Annotated in this window: 24 protein-coding genes and 1 pseudogene; 4 read left to right on the top strand and 21 right to left on the bottom strand. The window is 58.2% G+C overall.

The features are described 5' to 3' along the window. Together DXX3274_RS23985 and DXX3274_RS12025 are read right to left on the bottom strand one after the other, a co-directional pair. On the bottom strand, positions 1-469 hold a 469-nt coding region (locus tag DXX3274_RS23985; RefSeq protein ID WP_193747025.1), incomplete at its 3' end, for a filamentous hemagglutinin N-terminal domain-containing protein. Between the two features lie 65 nt (positions 470-534). Beyond that, on the bottom strand, positions 535-2,211 hold the full coding sequence (locus DXX3274_RS12025; RefSeq protein WP_042862085.1) for a ShlB/FhaC/HecB family hemolysin secretion/activation protein: 1,677 nt from the start codon (positions 2,209-2,211) through the stop codon (positions 535-537). A 350-nt stretch (positions 2,212-2,561) separates the two neighbouring features. Here DXX3274_RS12025 and DXX3274_RS12030 point away from each other — a divergent pair, with 350 nt between their 5' ends. Further along, a complete protein-coding gene (locus tag DXX3274_RS12030) occupies positions 2,562-2,963 on the top strand; it encodes a cupin domain-containing protein (RefSeq protein ID WP_084478771.1) in 402 nt (133 codons plus the stop codon). Between the two features lie 179 nt (positions 2,964-3,142). On the opposite strand, the gene hrpN is transcribed toward DXX3274_RS12030, so the two are convergent. From hrpN to DXX3274_RS12075, 9 genes and pseudogenes are all read right to left on the bottom strand, one after another. Next, a complete protein-coding gene (gene hrpN / locus DXX3274_RS12035) occupies positions 3,143-4,168 on the bottom strand; it encodes a harpin HrpN (protein WP_042859960.1) in 1,026 nt (341 codons plus the stop codon). 160 nt (positions 4,169-4,328) lie between these two features. Continuing rightward, entirely contained in the window at positions 4,329-4,739 is a 411-nt protein-coding gene (gene hrpV, locus DXX3274_RS12040) for an HrpV family type III secretion system protein (protein ID WP_042859961.1), read from the bottom strand. After that, entirely contained in the window at positions 4,736-4,924 is a 189-nt protein-coding gene (gene hrpT / locus DXX3274_RS12045) for an HrpT family type III secretion system protein (RefSeq protein WP_039694342.1), read from the bottom strand. Before hrpT ends, hrpV begins: the two co-directional genes overlap by 4 nt. Before the next feature lie 34 nt (positions 4,925-4,958). Then, on the bottom strand, positions 4,959-7,028 hold the full coding sequence (gene sctC / locus DXX3274_RS12050) for a type III secretion system outer membrane ring subunit SctC (RefSeq protein WP_042859962.1): 2,070 nt from the start codon (positions 7,026-7,028) through the stop codon (positions 4,959-4,961). After that, positions 7,021-7,455, bottom strand: a complete 435-nt coding sequence (locus DXX3274_RS12055; protein ID WP_042859963.1) for a type III secretion system chaperone — start codon at positions 7,453-7,455, stop codon at positions 7,021-7,023. Before DXX3274_RS12055 ends, sctC begins: the two co-directional genes overlap by 8 nt. Continuing rightward, positions 7,442-7,669 (bottom strand): type III secretion protein HrpF, encoded by a 228-nt coding sequence (locus DXX3274_RS12060; RefSeq protein ID WP_038658225.1) that lies wholly within the window; start codon positions 7,667-7,669, stop codon positions 7,442-7,444. The genes DXX3274_RS12055 and DXX3274_RS12060 overlap by 14 nt, the downstream gene beginning before the upstream one ends. 287 nt (positions 7,670-7,956) lie before the next feature. After that, positions 7,957-8,361, bottom strand: a pseudogene (locus DXX3274_RS12065) (type II toxin-antitoxin system YafO family toxin). After that, the gene (yafN, locus tag DXX3274_RS12070; protein WP_042859964.1) at positions 8,358-8,651 is read right to left on the bottom strand and encodes a type I toxin-antitoxin system antitoxin YafN; all 294 of its coding nucleotides are present in this window, start codon (positions 8,649-8,651) and stop codon (positions 8,358-8,360) included. Before yafN ends, DXX3274_RS12065 begins: the two are co-directional and overlap by 4 nt. A gap of 274 nt (positions 8,652-8,925) precedes the next feature. Then, positions 8,926-9,975 (bottom strand): hypothetical protein, encoded by a 1,050-nt coding sequence (locus DXX3274_RS12075; protein WP_033568584.1) that lies wholly within the window; start codon positions 9,973-9,975, stop codon positions 8,926-8,928. A gap of 536 nt (positions 9,976-10,511) precedes the next feature. On the opposite strand from DXX3274_RS12075, the gene DXX3274_RS12080 reads away from it, so the two are divergent. Next, positions 10,512-11,672 carry an alpha/beta hydrolase gene (locus tag DXX3274_RS12080; RefSeq protein WP_042859965.1) on the top strand — a complete coding sequence of 387 codons (1,161 nt, stop codon included), beginning with the start codon at positions 10,512-10,514 and terminating at the stop codon, positions 11,670-11,672. A 10-nt stretch (positions 11,673-11,682) separates the two neighbouring features. Here the strand turns inward: DXX3274_RS12080 and DXX3274_RS12085 are convergent, their stop codons facing one another. From DXX3274_RS12085 to DXX3274_RS12130, 10 genes are all read right to left on the bottom strand, one after another. Next, positions 11,683-12,996 carry a lytic murein transglycosylase gene (locus tag DXX3274_RS12085; protein WP_042859966.1) on the bottom strand — a complete coding sequence of 438 codons (1,314 nt, stop codon included), beginning with the start codon at positions 12,994-12,996 and terminating at the stop codon, positions 11,683-11,685. A 99-nt stretch (positions 12,997-13,095) separates the two neighbouring features. Beyond that, positions 13,096-13,923, bottom strand: a complete 828-nt coding sequence (gene sctL, locus DXX3274_RS12090; protein WP_238556037.1) for a type III secretion system stator protein SctL — start codon at positions 13,921-13,923, stop codon at positions 13,096-13,098. A 74-nt stretch (positions 13,924-13,997) separates the two neighbouring features. Continuing rightward, positions 13,998-14,591, bottom strand: a complete 594-nt coding sequence (locus tag DXX3274_RS12095) for a serine kinase (protein ID WP_042859967.1) — start codon at positions 14,589-14,591, stop codon at positions 13,998-14,000. A gap of 2 nt (positions 14,592-14,593) precedes the next feature. After that, the gene (sctJ, locus tag DXX3274_RS12100; protein ID WP_042859968.1) at positions 14,594-15,376 is read right to left on the bottom strand and encodes a type III secretion system inner membrane ring lipoprotein SctJ; all 783 of its coding nucleotides are present in this window, start codon (positions 15,374-15,376) and stop codon (positions 14,594-14,596) included. Between the two features lie 121 nt (positions 15,377-15,497). Beyond that, a complete protein-coding gene (locus DXX3274_RS12105) occupies positions 15,498-15,863 on the bottom strand; it encodes an EscI/YscI/HrpB family type III secretion system inner rod protein (protein WP_038658200.1) in 366 nt (121 codons plus the stop codon). Positions 15,864-15,944: 81 nt separating this feature from the next. Continuing rightward, positions 15,945-16,151, bottom strand: a complete 207-nt coding sequence (locus DXX3274_RS12110; protein ID WP_033575736.1) for a hypothetical protein — start codon at positions 16,149-16,151, stop codon at positions 15,945-15,947. Positions 16,152-16,315: 164 nt separating this feature from the next. Continuing rightward, complete coding sequence (locus DXX3274_RS12115) at positions 16,316-17,299, bottom strand: sigma 54-interacting transcriptional regulator (protein ID WP_042859969.1); 984 nt, start codon at positions 17,297-17,299, stop codon at positions 16,316-16,318. 440 nt (positions 17,300-17,739) lie between these two features. Beyond that, positions 17,740-18,381 (bottom strand): response regulator transcription factor, encoded by a 642-nt coding sequence (locus tag DXX3274_RS12120; RefSeq protein ID WP_038919214.1) that lies wholly within the window; start codon positions 18,379-18,381, stop codon positions 17,740-17,742. Positions 18,382-18,413: 32 nt separating this feature from the next. Then, complete coding sequence (locus DXX3274_RS12125; RefSeq protein ID WP_042859970.1) at positions 18,414-19,880, bottom strand: PAS domain S-box protein; 1,467 nt, start codon at positions 19,878-19,880, stop codon at positions 18,414-18,416. A gap of 252 nt (positions 19,881-20,132) precedes the next feature. After that, on the bottom strand, positions 20,133-20,687 hold the full coding sequence (locus DXX3274_RS12130) for an RNA polymerase sigma factor (RefSeq protein WP_042859971.1): 555 nt from the start codon (positions 20,685-20,687) through the stop codon (positions 20,133-20,135). A gap of 322 nt (positions 20,688-21,009) precedes the next feature. Here DXX3274_RS12130 and sctW point away from each other — a divergent pair, with 322 nt between their 5' ends. Beyond that, the gene (gene sctW, locus DXX3274_RS12135) at positions 21,010-22,179 is read left to right on the top strand and encodes a type III secretion system gatekeeper subunit SctW (RefSeq protein WP_042859972.1); all 1,170 of its coding nucleotides are present in this window, start codon (positions 21,010-21,012) and stop codon (positions 22,177-22,179) included. A gap of 3 nt (positions 22,180-22,182) precedes the next feature. Next, positions 22,183-24,285: a type III secretion system export apparatus subunit SctV gene (gene sctV, locus DXX3274_RS12140; protein ID WP_042859973.1), complete on the top strand. Its 2,103-nt coding sequence runs from the start codon at positions 22,183-22,185 to the stop codon at positions 24,283-24,285. Positions 24,286-24,289: the final 4 nt, after the last annotated feature.

Below are 24,289 nucleotides of genomic sequence, written 5' to 3' on the forward strand. Positions count from 1 at the left end.
CGCAGCCGCTGCAGGTGATGCCGTACGGGTTCGCCACCACCACGTTCGCCGCCTGACCGGCCACCTCCAGGTAGCCCGCCAGCCGGCTGCGGTTCGGCGACACCACCTCGTTGAGGATGGCCGCGGCCGCACGTCCGTTCAGGTTGGGGTTGGTCTGCAGCAGACCGCCCAGCTGGCTTGGATTGAGCTGGGCGGTGCCGTTGTTGAGGACAAGTCCGCGGCTGTCGACATTGAAGTCGTGGTAGCGGTTGTGCGACAGCCCCGCGGCGTCCGGCGCGGCGATGTTCACCACCGGCACCCCGTTGCCCGCCGCCTCCAGCGCCGTCGTGCCCGACGCCACCGTCACCCCCGCCGCCAGCGCCGGCAGCACCGGCTGCAGCCCCGTCAGCCATACCAGCACCCACACCAGCACCCGCTGCGACGTCTTCACCGCTTTCATCCCTGAACTCCTGCTGCATGAAAAATTCAATGCCATGAAAGCATTGAAAAATATGTTGATTTATTGAATGTGTTAAAACGACTTTATTAAATGAGTTAAAACGACAAACCTACCCGGTAACCCACCACCATAGTGTCGGGTTGTAACCATGCCGGGTAGGCGATCGGCCACCCCACCGTTACCTGCTGGCTCAACCAGCGGCTGGCAACGGTCACGCCGACTGCGCCGCCCCATAATGAGGCCGCCGTCGAGTCATCCTGTTTATAGTTGTAGAGATGACCGCCATCGACCGCCGCCATGAAGGTGACGTTGCCCAGCACCGGCAGTTGCCATGCCTGCCAGTTCAGCTCGTTACGCCAGTAGGCGCCCCGGTTGCCGGAGGTGTACTGCTCGCGAAATCCCCGCACGGAGGATTCCCCGCCCAGCGTCAGCTGTTCGCTGCCGTAAAGCGCGCGGGCCGAGTACTGGCCGTACAGGCTGCCGAGGTAGGTGATGCTGTCGGTGACAGGGTAGTAATAGCTGGCCGACAGCGTCCATTTGTTGAACTCGGCTCGCGGTTCGTCCGCGTTTTTATCGGTGTCGGTTTCCGCGCCAAGCCAGCGCACGCCGCGGTTGTAAGTCGGGTTGAAGGTCGCCAGCCCGCCCCACAGTTTCTGACTGTGATTGACGCCCAGCGACACGCTGCTCAGCTTACGGCTGCTGGACGGCAATAGCGTTCCGTTAAGATAGTTATTGCCGGTGCGCTGGCTGAGCGTGCCGGCGATGGCGGTTTTCATGGTGCCGTTGCGGAACACGACGCGGGAGAGCGATAGCCGATGGGTATCGCTGTCGCCGGTGGAATGCCAGGGAAAATCGCGGCTGATAAACGTGTTGCGATAGCGGCTTTGGGAGTAGCTGTAACCCAGGTTCCAGTAGCCATACGGCATAGAAAAACCGGCCTGCAGGCTTTCTGCGTCATGGCTGGTGGCAAAGCGGCTGCTGTGGCCGGCGCTGATAAACCACTGATCGGCCACGCCGAACAGATTATCCAGCGCCAGGCTGCCGTTGAGCTGTTGTTCGCCGGTGCTTTTTTGGCCGCTGTTATCGAAGGTGAGGCCGCCGGTGAACGGCAGGTGAGCCCCGCGGGTCAGGTTCACCACCGAATACCCCGGCTGGCTGCCCGGCAGAATCTCGATCGTGACCTGCTGGGACGGCATACGGTTCATCTGCTCCATGCCCTGTTCGATATCGCGCAGATTCAGGATCTCCCCTTCCCGCGCAGGAAACGCGGTGCGGGTCATTCGTTCCGTCTGGTTATTGATGGTGATCTTTTCCAGCCGCCCTTCCAGGATCTCCAGTTGCAGCACGCCGCCCGACAGATCCTGCTCGCTCAGAAACGCCCGGCTGGTGATGTAGCCGCGCTGGATATACCAGTTGCTGACGTCGTGCACCAGTTGGTTGATCTGCTCAAGGTTGTTACAGCGATTAAGGTAGCCGGCGGTCAGCGCCGTCTGGTCGCGCGGGCCCAGCAAGGTACTGTGATTGAAGCGGATCTCACGCAGGGTAAAACAGGGGCCTTGCGGCGCGTTGTCCGCTTTCAGCGGCGCCTGCACGATATTGTTCAATTGCTGCAACGCTTCCCGCTGCTGACGGGATTGTTCAATCACTTCCGACTGGCGTTGCTGGGTTTCGTTTCGCTCCGCCGGATCCAACAGAGCGGAAAACGCAGAAGCGGTGTAACCAATGAGGGAAAAACAGACGATCAGGCCAGTTTTCCTGCTACTGACAAACATCATGCACGTCCATGTAATAGAAACAGATGGTAAAAATTGCCGAAATAATAATGCGCATTCCTTTCAAAAACAATACAAAAACTTACAATTCAGCTGACAGTAATTACGGCGAGATTTAAAATCAATTAATTGATTTTAAATGAGTAATTTAATTTTCTATACAAAGAAAACCTAAAAAGAATCGTTAACGTCACGAGGTATGGCGAAAGAAGATGTAAAAATAAGGAAACTGCATTTTCATCGGATGTAACAGTTGTTCGCTTTTTAAGCAATGCATTGTGTGAGATCTCTCCGCCACAGTTCATTTGCAGAACTGATTATTTCAGGTCGCAGCACCAGACGGAGAAAAAATGATGACTAACCAACTCAAGATTGTCAGACCGGTTAATCTCACGGAAACACAGCAGAAATTACCCTATTTTGTCGGTATTTCCCGCGATACCGTCGGCGCTAAACACCTCTCCATGAATATCGTGGTGATTCCCGCCGGCGCGGAAGCGGAACCGCACTACCACGTTGATTACGAAACCGCGATCTATCTGCTGAAGGGGCGGGTCGAAACACGCTACGGCACTGATTTATCGCAGACCTGCCTCCATCTGGCCGGCGAGTTTCTCTATATTCCACCCGGCGTGCCCCACCAGCCTCGCAACCTGAGCAATGAGGAAGACGCCATCGCGATTGTGGCGCGCAACGACGCCAATGAACGGGAAAACGTGCGTTTGTACCGGGTAGTGGATGACAACGCATAAGGCTGGGTCAAGCCACGCAATGCAACATGACAATAGCCGCCGGGCGGCCATCCGCGTTTCGACGCACGATCCGTTTGCCAGCCCCCCAGTTTCCACAAATAACCGGTTTCCACAAAGAAAAAGAGACAGGCTTCCCCGTCTCTGTTTTCTTTTCCGCGTTATCGGACAACCAAGGCGTATCAGGCGTGAGCCAGCTTACCCAGCGCCAGATTGGCGATCTTGTCGCCGACGACCGCGGCATCGATACCCAGCGACGCACCGCCCGCACCGCGCAAGTTCAGGTTGGTATTGCCGGTATCGCCCGCTACGGCGCTTTTGATCATGCCCAGCGCCTGACGGAATTTGTCCATGCTGGCGCCGGTCATACCGTCATCATCCGGTTTGCTCAGCGCTTTGGCCCAGGACTTGTCGTCAGTTTTCGCTGAACTCCAGCCATCTTTCTGATACTGCGGCTTACCAAAAATTTCCGGATACTGATCCATAAACTGACCGATCTCTTTAGCCAGACCACGATCTTCTTTATCCACGAAATGACGGTTGTTGCCGTCGACATGGGTGCTGACATTGCTCAGCGCATTCAGCGCCGCATTCTGGCCCACACCCATACCAATGGCGTTGCCCAGCTGATTGAACGATCCGGCACCGCTCAGCCCCTGCAAACCGCCGGCGCCCAGCGTCAGCGGCGAAGCGCCGCCCATCGCCTGGCCCAGGCCGTTGCCCAGAATCGACGACAGCGCATTGCCGACGCCTTTACCGAAAGCATCCATGTTGCCCTGCGTCATCTGGCTGGCATTCAGCATCGCGTTAGCCATCTGATTACCCTGATTGGTCAGGCGGTCAACCGTGTCTTTCCCCAGCAGATTATTCAGCGCGTTTTCAAACATTTGGGACAGGGGGTCATTGCCGGTTTTCGGCGGCGACAACAGGTTACCCGCACCCTGAGCGCCATTACCGAACGACTGGCCCAACTGGTTGCCCGCGCCAAGGCCCTGTTTCTGGCCGGAACCCAGTCCCTGCGCCATCGCGCCGGCAAACATCATCGACGTCAGCGCGGAAGTCAGCTTATCGATGGTGCTGCTGAGTTTGTCTACGCTGGAGCCCAGAGATGATGTCGCGGCGTTAAGCCCCTTCAGTCCCTGAGAGCCCAGCCCCAGACCGGAGACGCCCAAATCACCGCCGATGTGCGCTTTGATCGTAATTTGCATAATTTCGTTTCCTCATTCATGTCAGGTGTTCGCAAAAGTATCTGCAACGGATGCCCGCTCCGATCCCGATGCGGGCATCATGATGGATACTTGTTACTGAGTGACGCCAGCGGTGAAACGGTTCCCCGCTGGCGCCGGTTTACCGTAAAAAAACCGCGCGTCACCCCAACGGTCGGGCAATGCCGACGCCGGTTTGCGGGCGTACCGCTCGCTCCGCCGAAACCGGCGGCAGCGTCAGCCCCGCCAGCTCGAACAACCGTTCGATGACCTGCGGGTAGCTATCGGGCGCCGGCGGCAGCGGCCACCAGAGGATCAGCACGTCGCTGCCGTTCAAACACAGGTGGCAACCATCGCATTCCGCCGCCTGCTGATGACGACGGCCGAGCATGTTGCGTAACATGCCGGGATACTGTTGCCCCGGCTGAATCTGCAGCATCAGCTCACGACCGGTATCACCGTACTGAAACACCAGATCAACGCCGGATTGCGGCGACCAGCGCGCCGCCTGATGCCGGTTCATCGCCGCCATAAACGCCGTAACGCTTTCGAAAACCGCGATGCCGTCGGTCATAGCACGCTCACCCGGGTAAAATCGGCGGCGCCGGGGCGCATGTCCGTCTGCCACCAGATCACCATCTGCCGGTTGTCCGGCTCAGGACGGCAACTGACTGAGTCGCAGGCGCCAAGCGGCGCCCGGGCGGCACAGGCGCTGAGCAGCAGCGAACCGCACAGCACCAGCAAGAGTTGATAACGCATGGCTTTTCTCCCTAAAGGCTATCGTTTTGAACTGTCAGGGTTTAATCAGTGAGGCGCGCGACGGCTGCGCGTTTTTGGCCGGCAACAGCGCCAGATACACCTCGGTGGATTCGCCGGGCGCCAGCGTGGTTTTCGGCCAGGCGGCTACCGCCAGTGTGCGGCTGCCGGCACAGCTGGCTTCGTCAAAACGCTGGGGGCGAGTGCCGGTGTTTTTCACCACGCCCACCGCCAGACTGAGGGTCAAATTGCTGTACCACTGATGGCGATTGCTTTGATAACTCATTGACGGCGACGTGCGGCAGATGTCTGACAAACGCGCTCCACTGCCGTCGATGGTGAATCCGGCGGGCGTCTGGCCGCTGGCCAGATCGCGCATGGCGTTCTCAACCATACCGAACAGATCGGTTTTGCTGTTGCGCTGCGCCACGCGCCCCATAGCGTCATTGAGCTGGCGACGGTTATCCGCCGACACGAATCGGGTGGGATCGTTCTGATCGCCAATCAGGTGCGGGGTAAGAATGAACAGCCGTTCGCGGCGGGACACTTCGTGCTGGCGCGAGGTGAACAGTTTGCCGATCCAGGGAATATCGCCCAGCAGCGGTACGCGCTTATCACGATCGCCGCTCTCTTCGACGTGGAACCCGCCCAGCACCAGCGCCCGGTTCTCGCCAATCAGCGCCTGCGTGCTGACGGTGCCGCGTTTCACGCCGGAGGCGGTGCCTTCGGTATTGGTTTCCACCTGGCCGTCTTCAATATCGATCACCAGTTGAATGCTGCTCAGGCTGCCGCGGCCGACCACGCGCGGCGTCACCTGCAGGCTGGTGCCGGCCGTCACCGGTTGTACGTTAGCCACCCGCTCGCCGGTGGCGGTGATGAAGGCGGTACGGCTGAAATCGATCACCGCCGGCTGGTTTTCCAGCGTCAGCACCGACGGATTGGCGACAATCGACGCGGTACCTTCGCCTTCCAGCGCCTGAATATCGGCGAAGAAGCGTTTGAAATCGCTGACAAACAGCGTGCTGGAGCCGGACATCATGCTGGCGCCGCCGGTAACCGCGCCCAGTTTGCCCTGCCAGTTGGCCTCCAGCCTTGAAAGCGCGGTGCGATCGACATCCAGGATGATCGCGTCGATGTTGACCAGATTTTGCGGCACGTCGATCTTGTCGATCAGTTGCTGGTATTCGTCCCGACGCTTTTCGTCGTCGCGGATCAACAGCGCGTTGTTACGCACATCCGCCGATACCTTGCCGTTAAGTTGATCCTTGCGCCGGGCCGTTGCGCCGGCGCCACCGCTGCTGCGGCTTGCCAGCCGAGCCAGCATGGCGCGAGCATTGACCTCAATCGCCTGACTGGCATCCTGCCCGCCGCCGCTGGCGGCCGCCATCGCGCCGTCGTTGCTCATACCGCTGGCGGCGGCCGACGCGCCGGCAGGCGTGTTGCGGCTGCCATCCATCAGTTCATTGAGAATGGTCGCCACGCCGGGGATCACCAGACGCTGGTCGCGATACTGAATGGTACGATCCGACACCGAGGCATAACGCAGCGGGAAAATCATCACCTTGCGGCGATCTTCCTTGGTTTCGCGTTGCTGGCTGAAGTTACGGATCAGGTTGACGTACTCCGCCGGGCCGGTGACCAGCACCACGCCCTCTTCCGGCAGTTCCCCCCAGCCGAAACGCGCATCCAGCAAACCAATGCCGGTCAGCGCCTGTTTCATATCCGGCGCGGCATCCTGCGACACCTCAATGCGCACCGACGTCTGGTCATCCTGCGGGCTGACGTACAACACGTTGTTGTAGACGAACCACTGAAAACGGTGCTCCAGCGCCAACCGATCCAGAAACGCCACCGCGTTGTCGGCGCGGATTTTGGCCTCTACGTTGACGTCCTGAATGTTGCCCAGCACCAGATCGACGCCGTGGCTGTTGGCGAAATCCTGCAACACCGCCGACAGCGGCGTCTGTTCGGCGGAATAGGCATACGCGCCTTTGCTCCAGTCAGGCGGCGTCGCCGCATGGGCGATGGGCAACATCCCCATCAGCACCAGCGACCAGCAGAACAGGCGGTAGAGGTTGAACAATAGTGCATACAGCGCGTTACGCATGCTGATCTCCTTGCAAAAAAGCCAGTGTTTTCAGATTCAGCGGCGGCGGCGATGCCGGTCTGGCAAGCGGCGCCAACAGGCTCTGCCAGACATCCCGCTGATTAACCAGCGCTTCCAGTGAGCGACACAGCCGAATCGGGTCATCCGGTTCGCGTCGCATCAGTAACCATAATTGCTCGTCGGCGGCGGACCAGCAGAGCGCGGCGGCCTCCATGCCCAGTCGCAACACGGCGGCTGACGAGTAGCGCAGCGCCTTGTGCAACAGCCGGTCATTCACCTTGACCGACAGCGTGACGACGGCGGAGCAGCCCACCCCGTCGTGATAACGGGTCAACACCACCGGGCTGCCGTCAATGTGCAGCGTCAACTGGCCCGCGGCGCTGTTGAGCCAGCGTTCGATGACCCCGATCAACTCAGTTGAAGTCATTGATGATGGCCTTCGCCAGACCGTGCTTGACGCTCAGCATCTGCCCGGCGGCCCAGTTGGCGTTCGAATAGTCCATGCTGGCTTCATAAAAGGCATAGGTATCCGCCGCGCTGACCTCCCCCTCCGAGACGGTCAGCGCCATCTCGTCGAGCCGGGACTGCGCATCGACAAACGCGCCGTCCAGCCGGCGCTGAATAGGTGAAGATGAAGACATGGTTGCTACTCCCGTTGATTGAGCTGGTATGGTTGGCCTGCAGTTGTGTGGCCGGGGAGTGACGGCGGTTCCATCGGGTGAGGGAAAAGGAGAAAAGGAGAAAAGGAGAAAAGAGGCTGGTGGCGACAGCGATTGAGGTCGATTAACGAATTAGTGAAAGGTAGCGGGAGAGAGGGATGTGTACCAACTATCAGCCCCAACGTATCAGAGCCGGTTCACTCTCTGGCTGAGCGTTCAGTCATGGGCATGATGAGTCCGTCACCATCACCGACCAATAGCTAATCAATTCAAAATTTCATCCTGAACGCAGCGGCCATCATCCCGATCTTATGCATATTGTTATTGTTCCGTGCCATTTTATGGGCTTCGGGTTTTAAAATGATAATCAGCAGGTAGGCGTCGGGAGCCATCGCCCCCTGGCAGTAGACCTAATGGGCCTGATCGCTGGTTCTTTTGAACTGACGCAAGAATCTGGGAAAAGGCGCATCCGCATCAGCCAGGTGGATATGAGCCACCTGCTCTTCTTTTACCAACGGATAGGTCCGATCATCATCATAAGGCGCGTCACGCCCAAAGGTGTCCGGCAGGGCCCCATCCTGCTTATAGGCGTGAAAATCCGCCACCAGATCATCAAGCTCTTGCGGACTCAATTGTTGACGGATCAGCGCTGACTTGAAAATCCTTATGCTCATTCCGTGAACTCGGTAAGATCCTTATCAGAGGCATCATTCAGCAGCTTCTGTCCGTTATCTGCAAGAGCTCGTAAACGTTCGGCCGTTGGTCTGAAACGAGCGGCGGTATGAACCCTTTCCTGCTTCGCCTCCAGAAGATCGATCAGTTCTTCAAAGACCTTTGCACTCACCATGTAACCTGCAGGCCGATTGTTAGAGAGCACAGCAACAGGCTCATCAATGAAATACTTAGCCGGGTTTTTCCTTAACTCTGTAATATTTATTGATTTTTCAGCAAGAATACGTTCCATAAACCACCCATGATGTCTGTTTTAGTGATCATTTAAATACATACTATAGTATGCATTTATAAAACATGCAGTCAGTTAAGTATCGAAACCTGATGGCCCACCAGAAACGTAAGATCATTCAGCGATATCGCTGGTGCGAGCATCATGCGTTGAAAGCGAGAGAATAATAAAGGTCATTCTCCCGTATACATCAATGAGCGGCTCAAGCAGGAAATAAAAACAGGCCGCTATCCCCGATAGCGGCCTGTGGTCTGTGGATTAAACCGAAGGAAGATTAAAACGCGGTCTTACCGTACTGATAACGGTAAAAACGGCGGTACTCCGGTTTCTGCGGGTTATCCGTCGACAGCGTTTTCTGTAGCGATTTACCGCCGATCAGGCCGGTGATGCCGTAGGACAGCAGGCTGGTCTGCTTGTCCAGCAGGCTGATCAGATCGGTTTTCGCGCCGGCGGCGAGCTGATCGAGATAGCCGTTTTCAATCTGACTCAGCAGGCGGGCCGATTGCTCCCAGTTGGGGTCGAACGACACCAGCTGTTGCAGAAACGCAATCGGCGCTACGCCTTTGCCCTGATACAGCGCGGAGATTTCATCTTCTTTGCTGACCGGCGCGGAATGGCGGAAACCAGCCATCACCAGTTTGGCGCGTTTGGCCGGGCCGGCTTGTTTGCCCATCTGCTCGGTGATGAAGCGATACCAGCGGGAATCGAAGGCAAAGCTGGAGCGGGCATCGTAACGCGCGCTGTACACCAGCGTGTCGAACACTTCCCGCCCGCCAAACCATTTGGTTTCCAGTTCGGCCAAGATCTGAGCGAGGGTTTTATCTTTGAGAATCGCATTAAACGCGTTGGTGTCCTTGTCGGAATCCTGCTGCCCCTGCACCGGGTCCACTACCACCAGTCGGATGGTTTTCGCGTTGGCCCACACACCGGCAGCCTGATTCTGCACCGCCAGATGGTACAGCTCGGCCAGAAACTCGGTTAAACCGACCGCCGCGCCGCGGCTATGCCCGCCGACCACCAGTTGGTACTCTTTCAGCGTTTTCAGGTAATCCACCAGCGGGAACAGGCTGTCCAGCGTCACCACGCCGGCACGGTCGTCATAACCGTTGACCTGATCGTAGAGCACGCCCAGCGTTTCGCTCATATCCACAAAGCTGCCGCCCCAGCTGGCGCGTTTGGCCAGCGCCTGGGTTTTGGTCAGCATGGCGGCGGTGCCGATGCCGTCAATGGCGACCACGGCGCTAAAGCCGCTGATTTCGACGTTGGCGAGAAAATCCTGCTTGGTGGTGCCGGTGCCACAGAACCAGATTAGTACTTTTTCCATGTGTAACCTCTTGGTTTAAATCGATTAAGAACAGTGGTGTCTTCGTCAGGCAATGTAGCGGGGGCGAAGGCCGGCATGCTGCGTCAGAACAACGCGAATTCAGGCCGTAACGACGGCGAACCGGCCCGGACAAACACGCCTGAGAACCAGAGAGAGGCCGGGAACGCTCGCGCCCGGATAAGCGGAATGAAGTCTATTGTCGACGGCATAGAGCCTGCGACGCCGCGTCCATTGCGATAACGATTCATTACAGCGCCAGCCTTCCATCTCAGCCTCTCAGCTGACCGGCGGCGCTGAATGAGTGCAGACTACAGGATGATGCCCGCCGGTTAACGGCGCGGAGGTTGTGTGGTCGACCGGCGGGAAAATGCGGCCGAAAAAGGGGGATGATGAGTAACGCCAGAGGGAAAAGCGCAGAACTGACCGGGTCATGCCGGCGATAGAAAAACCGGGCGGACCTGCGCCAGCGCAATGCGGCGACGCACCAACCGTCTTACATTGCCGGACAGCGTGCCGGACAATCAGGAGCAATCCCCGTGAAAACCTATCTTGGAAATGACGAACTGAATGAAAAATACCCGGCGTACCCGTTTGCGTTGCAATCACAGGATGGGAACGCGACCCTGACCGGTCAGATCAACTATCCGGAGACACCGGCGGGCGAATATCCGTTGGTGATGCTGACGCCCGGCAGCGGCATGCACGACCGTCACTATCTGATTGGCGACAGCGGCACCCAGGCGGATTTTGTCTTTAGCTGTCTGGCGCAGGATTTTCTGGCCGCCGGACTGGCGGTGCTTAGGTTTGACAACCGTGGCGTCAAAGGCCACCTGCGCGACAAAACGCTGGATAGCCCGGAATACCTGTTCAACCGCGAACTGGCTTACCGGCAAATGTTTATCGACGCCGCCGTCCGCCAAACGGTGACCCCGCAAAGCCAGTATGAAGACCTTTATACGTTGTACCGGTATGCCAGCGAATTGCCGCATATTGACCGCCACAATCTGATCCTGCTCGGTCACTCCGAAGGCGCCATCAACGTCGGCCGCATGGTGGCGCGCTATCCGGTCGCCGCCAAAGCTCTGATGCTGGTATCGCCGGGCTTCTCGTCCATGAAACACGTGCTGGAATGGCAGCTCATCCACCGCACCATCGCCTGGCTTAAGGCGATCCCACATACCGGCGACCGGCTCACGCTGGAAGATCTGAAAAACGGATTCGGCCACAGTCCGCTGGCTTTTTTACAGCCCATCAGCAGCCTGTTGCCCTACAAGGGATACTGGGATGAAGCGGATTTCGACGGCATGACCGCCAGACTGCAGGCCAGTTTCGATGCGCAGCGCGACGTGGTCTTGAGCCACGACGATCGAGAGCCCTGGCCGGCCGACGCGCCGTTCACCCAGTCATCCTACGCCTGGTGGAAACAGTGGTATCAGAATGATCAGCCGGAAATTGAGCATCTGGCGCGGTGTCAAAGCCGGGTGGTCTGCTATTTCGGCATGATGGATACCCAGGTGAACGCCGCCGCCGAAGCGGCATGGTTCGAGGGGGTAAAACACCGCTTTCCGCATATCGATATCACCCTGCTGCCGGATGTCGGACATACCCTTGGCCTGCATGGTCTGCTGGGGCCGATGACGGAATCGTGCGCCGACCTGCTGGTACGGACGGCGCACGATATCGTGACGGCGCGCTAAACGCCGGCGTTTAACGACAGCGCAGTCTGTCCAGCAAAGCATGGTCGGGATACCCATCCGCCGGTAACCCTTCCTGCTGCTGGTAAGTGCGGATCGCCCGCGTCGTGGCGCGGCCAATGTTGCCGTCGATAGCCCCCTGATACAGTTGCTTTTCCTGCAGCAGAATTTGCAGCGCCTCGCGCTCTTTGCGGGTTAACGACGTCTCCTGACGCGGCCAGGGCTTGAGCACCGGCGTCTCGCGCTGGTAGTTATCCGACAGCAAGCCGACGGTAAGCGCATAGGAAATGTCATTGTTATAGCGCAGAATGGCGCGGAAATTAGCCGTCACCAGAAACGCCGGGCCATTCTTCCCGACCGGCAGCAATATCGAGGCTTGCTCCGAAGACAGCGCGGCCAGATCTCTGGGCGCCGCGGTTTTCACCCCGAACGCCTGCCAGTCGGCAACGTTTTTCTGGTTATCCAGCCCGGAAAGGGAATAGTCAAAACCGGCGGGCAGCGTCACTTCAAATCCCCAGGGGACGCCCGCTTTCCATTTGGCCTGCTGCATATAGTTCGCCACCGACGCCAGCGTGTCCGGGAATGAGGTCCAGATATCGGGGTGATGATCGCCATCGAAATCCACGGCGTATTGCAGGTAAGAGGTCGGTATAAACTGCGGCATCCCCATCGCCCCGGCCCAGGATCCTGTTATCTGCTGCGGCCGCGCATCGCCGTTTTGAATCATGCGTAATGCAGCGATTAAATTCTGCCGGTTAAACGCCCGACGATAGTTGTAGTAATCCAGCGTAGCCAGCGAGCGCACCACCGCTTTATCGCCGGTATTGGCGCCATAATGACTTTCAATGGAGAGAAAAGCGAACAACAGGGGCGGTTCAACCTGATAACGCTGTTCGATACGAGACGCTACCCCGGCGTATTGTTTAAGCAGCGCTTTCCCTTGCGCAATGTTCTCCGGCGTCACCCGTTGCTCAATATAGTTCCACACCGGCGTGACCAGCTCAGGCTGTTTTTGCGTGGCCGCCGCCACGTCGCTGTCCGGTGTCAAACCAGCAAACGCGTTATCAAAGGTGCCGGCCGTAATGCCCTGAGAAAGAGCCTCCTGACGCAGCGCGGCTTTCCACTGTTCAAAACTTTCGTCTGGCGTCGGCAGCCCCGCCGGCGTGTCAGTGACGCCGTGCGATTTCAGCAAGCCATCAATATCCCGGCATTCACGTGGCGGGTAATGCGTGTGGGCGCATGAACTCAGCACCCCGGTACCGATCAGCAACACCATCACCTTTGCCATCGACATCATTGATGATGCCTGTGTTCTGTTATTGACCATTTGACTATTCCAGTAAGAGACATACCCGTCATACCGTAACTCGAATTATTTAGGGTATGGAAACATGCCCAAAGCAGGTCCGTAACATCATCGGCCAGATCATGGCTGCCGGAACACCGTTGTCGGACGCCGCCGGAATCGTGCAACATCTACTCTTACAGTAATAGTGCAGCAACAGGCGGGAATATACAGACAACCACTGATATAAGTGTCACTGACAGAATTTATCCGTAGTATTCCCGCTGTTTTCGTAACGACGTATTGCGGCCTGGTCTCCTGCCCTCCTACTCTCGCCGTCGCACTCAGTTTAACGATAGCACCTCCGCCTTCGGCAACAGCTGTTCGACCGCCCGTTGCCAGCTGTTCGACCGCCCGTTGCCAGCTCAGGGTCATGACGCCCTGCCCGGTGATCAGTTTCAGGGTATCCTGCGCCAGCGCGTCGTCATGGCTCAGTTTCCAGCCCAGGTGGCTGTGTTCGCTCAACCAGGCGGCGACATCAGCCAGACAGTCGGGATGGCAGTACAGCGTGCCGCGCCCTTCTCCGCCCTGCGTGCGCAGCAGTTGACGCAACAGCGCCGGGTAGCGTTCGGCGTCGGGCACCGCTTTGAGAATTTGGGTCATCGCGTCGGTCAGCAACTGACCGCACCGCGCCACCAGCCAGTTTTCCATCTGCTCGCGTTCCTGCTGCCAGCCGCGCAGTATCTCATCCGCCTGCTGCCAGAATTGCTGTTCCGCCTGACCGGTAGCGATGGCGATCGCCTCGTGCGCCTGCTGGCGCGCCTCGTCCAGCAGCGCATCCGCCTGTTGCCGCGCTTCGGCCATCACCGCCAGCCCGCGCTGATGCTGCTGCAATTGTTCAACCCGGATCAGTTCTGCTTCCTGCACATCCGTGCCGGCCACCAGTTTTAAACACCGCCTGGTCAACATACTCTCCCTCCCTGATGTCGATGATGCTTACGATTGATAATTTACCTTCAATATAGTTTAGTTGGTAAATTATTTTATACTAAACCGCCCTCATGCGCCGCCGGGTTGCCATCCGCCGCTTTCCAGATGATGGCATCGCACAGGCTGGCGATACGGCTGGCGGGCAACGCCTCGCCCAGCGGCCGACCGGCGCCGTCGCGCCAGTCGCGCGGGTACAACAGTTGCAGACGCGACCAGCAGGCTGGCGGGAAACGACAGCGTAGGACCATCAGCGCATCACGCTCCCGGTGCTGGTCAAACGCCAGCGCCGGCGGCAGCCACAGACCGGGGCGCAGCGCTTTCGCCAGTCGCCGGCACCAGACGGCCAGCGCCTCCGGCAGGTCGCCCGGCGTTTCGCGGCATACCGCCGCCATCAGTTGCAACACCTGACGCCGTCGCCCCACATCCAGTTGCCCGAGTTGCAGCAACGTGCTCTCCGGCGCGGGGGGAAACGCCTCGGCCACACCGAGACGACGGCGCATCGCGGCATGGTGCACCGGCGCCAGCGCCATCTGGTCCTCGCTGAAAACCGTCGCTCCCCGCCAGCTGGGGTCCGCCTGCCGCAGGCAGTCATAGCACCACCATCGGCTCCAGCGCAGGGCGTCGTTGTTATCGGCCACGCTTATCATGCTTAAGCCCCTGCGTCCGGTTGCGCCTGTTTCCTGCGCGCTTGCTGTTGTTCCCACCAGGGCTTGCCGAAACGCCAGCCCAGCACGCCGGCCAGCCCCAGCGCCAACAACCCGGCCAGCCATTGCAGCTGCGTCATGGTCTGCGGCGTCAACTGAAACGGCCCCAGCGACACGGTTGGAATATGATCTTTGTACGGTTCCGCCGGAACAAACACGATGGCCAGATCTTTATCGCTCTTGCCGGCCAGCCCCGGAATACTGCTGGCCACCATGCGGCGGATACGCGGTTCGATACTGTCCGGCTCCAGCTCCGGCCGGTATTTGATGAATACCGCGGCGGACGCCGGTTGAATGGGTTCCCCCGGTGCAATACGCTCAGGCAGCACGACATGAACCCGAGCCACCAGCACGCCGTCAATTTGCGTGAGTGTGGATTCCACTTCCTGAGACAAGGCATAAATGTAACGGGCGCGTTCTTCCAACGGCGTCGAGATCACACCGGTTTTCTGAAACACCTGGCCCAGATTGGTGCGGGCCTGACGGGGCAATCCCGCGGCGTTGAGAATATTGACCGCCCGTTCCATGTCTTTGACATCAATCAGAATACTGACGCCGGCTTTCTCCGTGCGCTTTTCCGCCCCGATGTGATATCCCCCCAGCGCGGCGATCACTTCGTTGGCATCGTTTTCGGAAAGACCGCGATGGAGTTCCACGCGATCGCCGCAGCCAGCGATCAGCAACGCCAGCAGCAGGGTCAGGAATCGGTGCAGGACGGATTTACTCATCATGGTGCCATTATTGTGAGTTGTTCATGATTCGATCATGATTGGATTAGTCACGATGGCGTTGACTAATCACGACAGTGTTAACTCATCACGATCGTGTTGATTACAGGTTTGATCCTGGCTATTGCAGGTTGGTCAGTTTTTCCAGGCTCTGGACGCTTTTAGCCACCACTTTGGCATTGAGCAAACTTTCCAGATAAAACGAGGACAGCGTCCGGGTGGCATCCATCACATCCTTTGGGTTATTGCTGTTGATGCTTTTGCCTACCTGACGTTCTGCTTTCTGCAACAGGTTTTCCAGGTTATCGGATTTCTCCGCCAGCGCGCCCAGCCAGGCCTTGTTGTCCGCTGTCGGCGTTGCCGGCGCGGCGGGTTCCATCGCGGCGCTAAACCAGGTCACATCCGATTGCGCAGGAATATCAACGCTGCGCGGCTCACCGTCACCGATCAGTCCCTGAAGCTCATTGACGCGGGTGATTTTCATCATGAATCCGTTCCTCTTTGATGGATGTTAATGTGACAAAAAACCGGGGGAACTTCCCCCCGGTAGTCGACTACCTACACAACATCAGAACTGGATGGCTTTTGCCGCTTTCTGCCCGGAGTTCATGGCTTTGGTGGCGGAGTCCATCTGACCGTCGGTGATTGAGCTGATAGCATCGGTTTTCATTTTTTGCGCCTGGGCGGCCGTGGTCATCGCCGTGGTAGAAGCCATGGTTTTGTCCAGAGTCTGCATGCCTGCCAATGCTGCTGCGTTAGAAAGTCCCATCATGATAGATATCTCCAGTTAATAGTTGATTGATAAAGTGATTTCGCTAATGAACTTTGCGACTTACACAGTCATCGTGTTCATAAGTTAAGTAGGAGATAGCGAGAGGTGGTTCCGAAAGATATTCACTTTTTTTCCCCTGGTGGTGATAACAGGATACAGCCGATAAATTACAGCCCGCGCGCCGCCACATTCAGCAGCTTGATGCGGTGATAGAGCGTGCGTTTGGGAATACCCAGCTCATTAACCACCGTATCGATACAGTGGTCGTTGCGCTGCAACGCCTCCTGAATCAGGAACCGCTCAATACGGCGCAGGCGCACTTTCAACGACGTCAGCGGCGTATCCGCCCCCATTCCCTGCCCGTCGCCGTCAGCGGCTATCGGCACCGGCGACAGCCCCAGCACCCAGCGTTCGGCCGCCGCTTTCAACTCACGAATGTTGCCGGGCCAGCCGTGCATCAGCAGTTGTTCCTGCATGACTGCCGATACTCCTGGTACCGGCAGTTTCAGACGAGCAGCGGCTTCGTGTAGGAAACGCTGAAACAACGGCAGAATGATTTCCGTACGCGAACGCAGCGTCGGCAGCTGGATTTTTACCGTATCCAGCCGGAAATAGAGGTCACGCCGAAAACGCCCTTCGTCCACCAGCTTCTGCAGCGGCGTCTGAGTGGCGACAATCACCCGCATATCCACCGGTTTGAACTGCGTGCTGCCCAGCCGTTCGATGCCGCGGCTTTCCAGTACCCGTAACATTTTGGCCTGCAGCGTCAGCGGCATACTGTCGATCTCATCCAGAAACAGAATGCCTTTGTCCGCGGTTTCAAGGTATCCGGCGCGGGACCGGCTGGCGCCGGTGTAAGCCCCGGACACCACCCCGAACAACTCGCTTTCCGCCAGCGTTTCCGGCACGGCGGCGCAGTTCACCGCCACCAACGGGCCGGCGCAACCGGAAAGCTGATGAATACGGCGCGCCAGCGTGTCTTTGCCGGTGCCGGTTTCACCTTCCAGTACGATATCGACGTTAAGGGGCGCAATAGTGTGGATGAGAGAAGAGAGCGGTCCGTGTATATCTTCCGACGGATGCGTTAACGAGGACTCATGGGAGACACAATGAAGTGACTGCACGGATTCATTGCTATTCCTTATCGTCATGACAACTCCTGTACCTTTTTCTGTATTCCATTATCAAACTGTCGAATCTATCCCGTTCCAGACTGTCTCCCGCAGCAACATAGCCATCAGTAGCTGTCATTGCATCATTACGGGATACAACCTAATCCTGAACGCTGGCGCGGTCTTAAGTTCCGATGGCTCATTGTCGTCCTGACAATTCCTTAACACTTAACAATCGCTAACCTGCAAGTATTAACAAATCATTCATGGTGTGTGTAAGCATTACCGTCAACGGCAAAACAAACCATCAGCCAACCGCTGAAGTTGTGGTAGGAATTTCAGAGCAAAAAGTAGGAATAATCTTACCCCGGAGACAACAACGCCGGCGGCGTTCCGGGTACTGAAGGCGTGGCTCCCCCCTTCGTCATGGCATTGTCTTACGGCAAGGTCATAAGCAAAGGGAGGAATACAGACTACGGTCAGGCGATTAAACGCTGGCTCAATGCATATTTCACAATGTCCGCGTTGGTGGTGAACTGCATTTTTTCCATTAACCGTGATTTATGGGTGCTGACGGTTTTGTTGCTGATGGCCAGCGTTTCGGCGATGGCGTTAACCCCCTGTCCCTGAGCCAGCATCACCATGATTTGATGCTCGCGCGAGGTCAGCAGCTCATGGCGCCCGTCGCCGCGGGTCTGGCAATCCGCAAACACAATCTGCTCGGCGATACTGTGGTCGATATAGCGCGCGCCCTGCGCCACCCGGCGAATAGCCGACAGCAGCGCCTCCGGGTCTTTGTCTTTGGTGATATAGCCGAGCGCCCCGCTTTTCAGCACCCGTCGGGCGATCTGCGGTTCGCTGTACATGCTCAACACCAGAATCGGCAGACGCGGATACTGCGCCACAATACGAATAATCAGTTCTTCGCCGCAAATCCCCGGCATGCTCATGTCCAGCAGCAGTAAATCGATCTGGCTCTCGCGCAGTTGCGCCAGCACCTGCGACCCGGTCCCCGCTTCCGCCACCACCTCCAGATTCTCGTCTAATGCAAAGATCTGCTTTAATCCTTCACGCATAATCACGTGATCGTCAGCGATCATCAGCTTTATGAGTCTATCCATTCGCGTTTCGTCCTCTCCAGAGAAAATCTATTCTACGCGGTATCCTGCGGAAACGTCAGCCGAACCAGCGTACCCGCGCCAGGCTGACTTTCTATTACCACTTCGCCCCCCAGCATCCGGCCGCGCTCTTTCATGCTCATCAGGCCGAAGGCGTGAGGTTTACGGGCCTGGGCGTCAAACCCTTTGCCGTTGTCGCGCACGCTCAGCACAATCAGTCCTTCGCGGTTTTCCAGCGAAATCACCACCTGCGTCGCCTCGGCGTAACGGGCGATATTGGTCAGCGACTCCTGCACCACCCGGAACGCCGCGGTGGCGCATTCGTCATTCAGCACCACTTCCGGCTCCGGCGCCTGCAACAGACAAGGGCAGCGATACTGGCGGATAAAATCATCACGCAGCCACTCCAGCGCGGGGGTCAGCCCCATATCCAGCACGTTAGGGCGTAACCGGGTCGCTACGTGTCGCACCACCTGAATGGTTTTATCGGATAACGCCATCAAATTCTGTAACTGCGTTAGCATATGCGGGTTATCGCGGGCGAACTGCATGCGCATCAGCGACAGGCTCATGCGCATCGATGTCAGGTGCTGCCCCAGCTCATCGTGGATCTCTCTGGCGATGTGCTTGCGTTCTTCTTCGCGGGAGATTTCCCGCTGGCGCGCCAGCAGCCGCAGCTGCATGTGGGAATCCTCCAGTTTTTTTTCGGCATAGCGGATGGCGGTGATGTCGCGCCCGACGGTCAGGATCGACGTCAACTTACCGCTTTGATCGAATTCCGGCACACAGCGGATATGGTGAATCACCCGGTGGCGCGTTTCCGTGGCGCCGATGTCTTCCTCCAGCTCGCCTTCGACGCTGCTTTCCGAATCCACCACCATCTGCACCAGTTGCAAAATGCGCTGGGCGCAGCGGGCGTTCGGCAGCAGATCGGTCAGCCGCCGCCCGCGCAGCTGCTCGGCGGTAAAACGCAGGTGGGCCAGTGTGGCGGGATTGGCGTACTGGCAGTTGAGCTGCGGATCAAAGCGCGTGATCAGATCCGGCGTATTCTCCACCAGCGCCCGGAACTCCTGCTCGCGGGCGTAGGCCAGTTGTTCGATATGCTTGCGTTCACGAATATCCCTTACTACGCACATACTGTACTTTCGTCCTTTATGTAGAAAATGATTCACGCTGACCTCAACCGGCAGCACCATGCCAAAGCGGGTTTTATGCCGGGTTTCAAACGTCAGCCCGCGCTTCCAGCAGCGGGGATCGCTCCAGTGGCGGTTGGTCTCTTCCTTTGTCCAGCCAAGGTCGATGTCCTGTATCCGCATGCGACGAAACTCGCGGCGACTGTAGCCCAGCATGCGGCAGGCTTCATCATTGGCGTAACAAAACTGCTCCATATCGTTGACAATATAAATAGCATCTTTGATACGACTAAAGGCGAAATCCACCAGTTCAAGCGGCGGTACGTCATCCGGGTGGTGGGGTTGTGGGGAAGTCGGGGTATATAACATTGCCATCTCCTTGCTATCGCTAAGCCTGCCGGCCCCCGTAAACCGGGCGCCGACAGCAGAAAGGAAAGCCGCAGAAATCGCCTCCGGGGAAGGTGGCCTGCGACCCTGTTAGGCTGCTCACCGCACGACATGCGGGTACGCAGCCTGATACTGACAGGTTCCTTCACCTCCCCTGATTCAGGGGAGATGCCCTCCCGGGGCATGGCAATATAAGCGAGCCCCCGTGCCAGGCTGCCGCACGGGGGATTCAACTTATGCATCAACGGCCTGGCGGAGATATCCCCTGGCGCGGGAAAGACGCGAACGTACAGTGCCAATAGGAATGTTGAGCTGCTCGGCGATATCCTGGTAGCTGACATCGGCATCCAGCAGCATCATCAACATCTTACGCGTTTCCTCCGGCAGGTGCGCACTGGCCGTCAGCGCGCGGTTCAGCGAATGATCGCACTCCGTAATGCGGCTGGGATCGATATCCGTCGACAGAATTTCCATCGCTTCCAACGCATCGTCGCTGATATCGACGGCACGATAACGCGCCTGCTTGAAGTGGTTTCGCACCAGATTCAGGGCGATGCCGAATACCCAGGTCTCCGGGCGCGAGGCGCCGGCGAACTTTTCACGGTTTTTCAGCACTTCCAGATAGGTCATCTGCTGTAAATCTTCCACATCTTCACGGTTCGATACGCGCTTGCGAATGAAGTTTTGCAGTCGCTTGCCATGCAGGCGAAAAACCTGCTCCCAGTCCACGGTATTGGCAGGGGTATGAATCTGACACGCGTCCATTTGTTTCAGTGCAATCGTTTCCATTTCATTAACTCTCCATCGTTATGCCCCAATTGGCGCATCTGGGAGAGCAAGGCGCGTGCCAGCCGATGAAAACGAATTAACTAATTGTTATATAATAATTTATTTTTTATCGAACTGGCTTTTTATGCCAGTTTTTGCCGGTAAAATCCGGCCTGAATTGCAAGCTTTTGCAGAACACACCAAACAAATAGTAATCAAATTTATAATAACATTATGTTATTTGTTTTCGTTGACTTACATCATCCAATGGGAACCCGTTTCCCGGTCCTGCCACATAACAGCACACCGTTAAAGCAGAGGCTGCTTCAGGCAGGACAGGACCATGATTTCACTCAATAACGTTTCTTCCGTGCTCAACACCAGCAGCACGTCCATCGCCAATGACATTGACGAGCAGGAGCCGGTCAGCACGCCGGTCAAAACCAGCGAGGCCAGACCGTCGCACGACAAAGCCCTTCATGATGCGATGGAAGAAGTCGCGGCCAGCTTCGGCGAACAGGTCGAACGCAAAAGCAAGGCGCTGAACCGGCGGCAAATCAGCCAGCCGCAAAGCCGTATGCTGGCCAACATCGAACGCATCGAAAAACTGACCGAGCTGTTTCAGCTACTGGAAAATCCGAAACATCCGACGCTGGACCAGCAGATCCGGCAGATGCAGGCGCTGCTGCGCCAGTCATCGCCGCCGTCGGTCGAGGCCATCATGCAGGCGGCAGGCGGCGACGCCGCACGCAGCGATATCGTGCTGCGCCATGTGCTGAGCCAGGCGCAACAACAGCAGGACGCCTCTCTTGCGCAGTCGACCAGCCAGAGCCTGGCCCAGTTGCATCAGGAAAAAGGGCCGGAAGTACGGGCGGGGTTGAACACCGCCGCCGCCATTTCCCTGTTCAGTACCGACCCGAACCAGAAACAGGCGCTGCGCGACCTCTACTACCAGCGCATCGTCCATCAACAGTCGCCCAGCGCCCTGCTCGACGCGCTGCTGGAGCGTTTTGACGCTCAGCACTTCGCCGCCGGGCTGCGTACGCTGCAACGGGCGCTGGCGGCGGATATCGCCTCGCTGGCGCCGTCCATCTCGAAGAATGCGCTCAGCAAAATGCTCAGCAGCCTGAACGACTCGCGTCAGCTCAGCCATACGCTGTCGGCCAGCCAATCGTTGCTCGCCCGGCTGGCGTCGCGCATGCCGGAGTGCACGTTGGGCGCGGTGGAACTGACCCGGCGGTTGATCGGCCTGAGCGCCAACGGCGCCTACGCTCGCGACCTGCACAATCTGGGCCGCGAAGTCGCCGGGCAGGATGCCCAGCGCCAGTTGCTGTTTTTCAACGGCCTGTTGCCGCTGGTTAACGACCTGCCGCACCCGCTGTGGCGCGACGCCAAAAACCGACTCACCGCCCTGCAACTGATTCGTAGCCTGATCGGCGATTTCGCCCAGTACGAAAAGCAGCAGCAGGATGAAACCAAACCGATGAACGACCGATCTCGGAACAAGGGGTAACCGATGGCTGTGCTGATCGCCTGGCTTAACCGTTTTGCCATGAGCGCCATGCAGCGCTCCGAGGTGGTGGGCGCCGTCATCGTCATGGCGATTGTGTTCATGATGATCATCCCGCTGCCGACCGGCCTGATCGACGTGCTGATTGCGTTCAACATCTGTATTTCATCACTGCTGATCGTGCTGGCGATGTACCTGCCCAAACCGCTGGCGTTCTCCACCTTCCCGGCGGTGCTGCTGCTGACCACCATGTTCCGGCTGGCGCTGTCCATCTCCACCACCCGGCAGATTCTGCTGCAACAGGATGCGGGTCACGTGGTGGAGGCGTTCGGCAACTTCGTGGTAGGCGGCAACCTGGCGGTCGGCCTGGTGATCTTCATGATTCTGACGGTGGTGAACTTTCTGGTGATCACCAAAGGTTCGGAGCGCGTGGCGGAAGTGGCGGCGCGTTTCACCCTCGACGCCATGCCCGGCAAACAGATGTCCATCGACAGCGACCTGCGCGCCGGGTTGATCGATTCCCAGCAGGCTCGCCAGCGACGGGAAAACCTGGCCAAGGAGAGTCAGCTGTTCGGCGCGATGGACGGGGCGATGAAGTTCGTCAAAGGGGACGCCATCGCCAGCCTGGTGATCGTGTTCATCAACATGATCGGCGGCTTCGCCATCGGCGTGCTGCAAAACGGCATGGCCGCCGGCGACGCCATGCACATTTACTCGGTGCTGACCATCGGCGACGGTCTGATCGCCCAGATTCCGGCGCTGCTGATTTCGCTGACCGCCGGGATGATCATCACCCGCGTCTCCGCCGACGGCCAGAAAATGGACAACAACATCGGCCGCGAGATCGCCGAGCAGCTGACCAGCCAGCCCAAGGCGTGGATCATCTCGTCGATAGGCATGCTGGGGTTTGCGTTGCTGCCCGGAATGCCGACGCTGGTGTTTCTCATCATCAGTCTGGTATCGCTCGGCAGCGGGTTATTCCAGCTGTGGCGCGTCAAACAGAGCGGTTTGCAGGATGCGCTGCTGGCGGATGACAGCATGCCCGCCGAACAGAACGGCTATCAGGATTTGCGGCGTTTCAACCCGACCCGCGCCTACCTGTTGCAGTTCCATACCGTGTGGCAGGGTGCCGCCGCGGCCGCGGTGCTGGTACAGGACATCCGCCGCCTGCGCAACCGGCTGGTGTATCACTTTGGCTTTACGCTGCCGTCGTTCGACATCGAGTTTAACCCCAACGTGCCGGAGGATGAGTTCCGCTTCTGCGTGTATGAAATCCCGCAGTTGCGGGCCAGTTTCGGCGTGCCGCTGCTGGCGGTGCCGCGCGGACAACTGCCGGAAGAGACGCTGGACGACGGCATGATGCCCGGCCTGTCCGCCCGCGACGAACACCATCTGCTGTGGCTGACGCCGGAACATCCGCTATTGCAGCAGCCGGAACTGAGCCCCTGGAGCGCGGACGCGCTGATCCTCAGCCGCATGGAGAATGCGATTCATCGCAGCGGCGCGCAGTTTATCGGCCTGCAGGAAACCAAATCGATCCTCGCCTGGCTGGAAGCCGAACAACCGGAGCTGGCGCAGGAACTGCAGCGCATCATGCCGCTATCGCGCTTCGCCAGCGTACTGCAGCGACTGGCGTCGGAGCGGGTGCCGCTGCGCTCGGTACGGCCGATCGCCGAAGCGCTGATCGAAGTCGGTCAGCACGAGCGCGACATCAATGCCCTCACCGACTACGTGCGGCTGGAGCTGAAAGCCCAGATTTGCCACCAGTACAGCCAGGACGACAGCCTCACCGTCTGGCTGCTGACGCCGGAAACCGAAGAGTTGCTGCGCGACGCATTGCGCCAGACGCAAAACGAAACCTTCTTCGCGCTGACCCAGGAATACGCCGCCACCCTGCTTGGTCAGTTGCGGCGGGCGTTCCCGCCGATGACGCCGCCGTCGGCGCTGATTCTGGTGGCGCAGGACCTGCGCAGTCCGCTGCGCATTCTGTTGCAGGACGAATTCCATCATGTCCCGGTGTTGTCGTTCACCGAGCTGGAATCGCACCTGTCGATCAACGTGGCGGGCCGTATCGACCTGCAGGACAGGGTTGACCCCTTTAACGCATAGGATA

Source organism: Dickeya sp. NCPPB 3274 (assembly GCF_000406205.1).
Classification (GTDB): Bacteria; Pseudomonadota; Gammaproteobacteria; order Enterobacterales; family Enterobacteriaceae; genus Dickeya; species Dickeya fangzhongdai.

Bases quoted from the DNA above. Each gene is read 5' to 3' on its own strand.
- DXX3274_RS12025 (WP_042862085.1), bottom strand. From the start codon at position 2,211: ATGTTTGTCAGTAGCAGGAAAACTGGCCTGATCGTCTGTTTTTCCCTC.
- DXX3274_RS12030 (WP_084478771.1), top strand. From the start codon at position 2,562: ATGATGACTAACCAACTCAAGATTGTCAGACCGGTTAATCTCACGGAA.
- hrpN (WP_042859960.1), bottom strand. From the start codon at position 4,168: ATGCAAATTACGATCAAAGCGCACATCGGCGGTGATTTGGGCGTCTCC.
- hrpV (WP_042859961.1), bottom strand. From the start codon at position 4,739: ATGACCGACGGCATCGCGGTTTTCGAAAGCGTTACGGCGTTTATGGCG.
- hrpT (WP_039694342.1), bottom strand. From the start codon at position 4,924: ATGCGTTATCAACTCTTGCTGGTGCTGTGCGGTTCGCTGCTGCTCAGC.
- sctC (WP_042859962.1), bottom strand. From the start codon at position 7,028: ATGCGTAACGCGCTGTATGCACTATTGTTCAACCTCTACCGCCTGTTC.
- DXX3274_RS12055 (WP_042859963.1), bottom strand. From the start codon at position 7,455: ATGACTTCAACTGAGTTGATCGGGGTCATCGAACGCTGGCTCAACAGC.
- DXX3274_RS12060 (WP_038658225.1), bottom strand. From the start codon at position 7,669: ATGTCTTCATCTTCACCTATTCAGCGCCGGCTGGACGGCGCGTTTGTC.
- yafN (WP_042859964.1), bottom strand. From the start codon at position 8,651: ATGGAACGTATTCTTGCTGAAAAATCAATAAATATTACAGAGTTAAGG.
- DXX3274_RS12075 (WP_033568584.1), bottom strand. From the start codon at position 9,975: ATGGAAAAAGTACTAATCTGGTTCTGTGGCACCGGCACCACCAAGCAG.
- DXX3274_RS12085 (WP_042859966.1), bottom strand. From the start codon at position 12,996: ATGGTCAATAACAGAACACAGGCATCATCAATGATGTCGATGGCAAAG.
- sctL (WP_238556037.1), bottom strand. From the start codon at position 13,923: ATGTTGACCAGGCGGTGTTTAAAACTGGTGGCCGGCACGGATGTGCAG.
- DXX3274_RS12095 (WP_042859967.1), bottom strand. From the start codon at position 14,591: ATGATAAGCGTGGCCGATAACAACGACGCCCTGCGCTGGAGCCGATGG.
- sctJ (WP_042859968.1), bottom strand. From the start codon at position 15,376: ATGAGTAAATCCGTCCTGCACCGATTCCTGACCCTGCTGCTGGCGTTG.
- DXX3274_RS12105 (WP_038658200.1), bottom strand. From the start codon at position 15,863: ATGATGAAAATCACCCGCGTCAATGAGCTTCAGGGACTGATCGGTGAC.
- DXX3274_RS12115 (WP_042859969.1), bottom strand. From the start codon at position 17,299: ATGACGATAAGGAATAGCAATGAATCCGTGCAGTCACTTCATTGTGTC.
- DXX3274_RS12120 (WP_038919214.1), bottom strand. From the start codon at position 18,381: ATGGATAGACTCATAAAGCTGATGATCGCTGACGATCACGTGATTATG.
- DXX3274_RS12125 (WP_042859970.1), bottom strand. From the start codon at position 19,880: ATGTTATATACCCCGACTTCCCCACAACCCCACCACCCGGATGACGTA.
- DXX3274_RS12130 (WP_042859971.1), bottom strand. From the start codon at position 20,687: ATGGAAACGATTGCACTGAAACAAATGGACGCGTGTCAGATTCATACC.
- sctW (WP_042859972.1), top strand. From the start codon at position 21,010: ATGATTTCACTCAATAACGTTTCTTCCGTGCTCAACACCAGCAGCACG.
- sctV (WP_042859973.1), top strand. From the start codon at position 22,183: ATGGCTGTGCTGATCGCCTGGCTTAACCGTTTTGCCATGAGCGCCATG.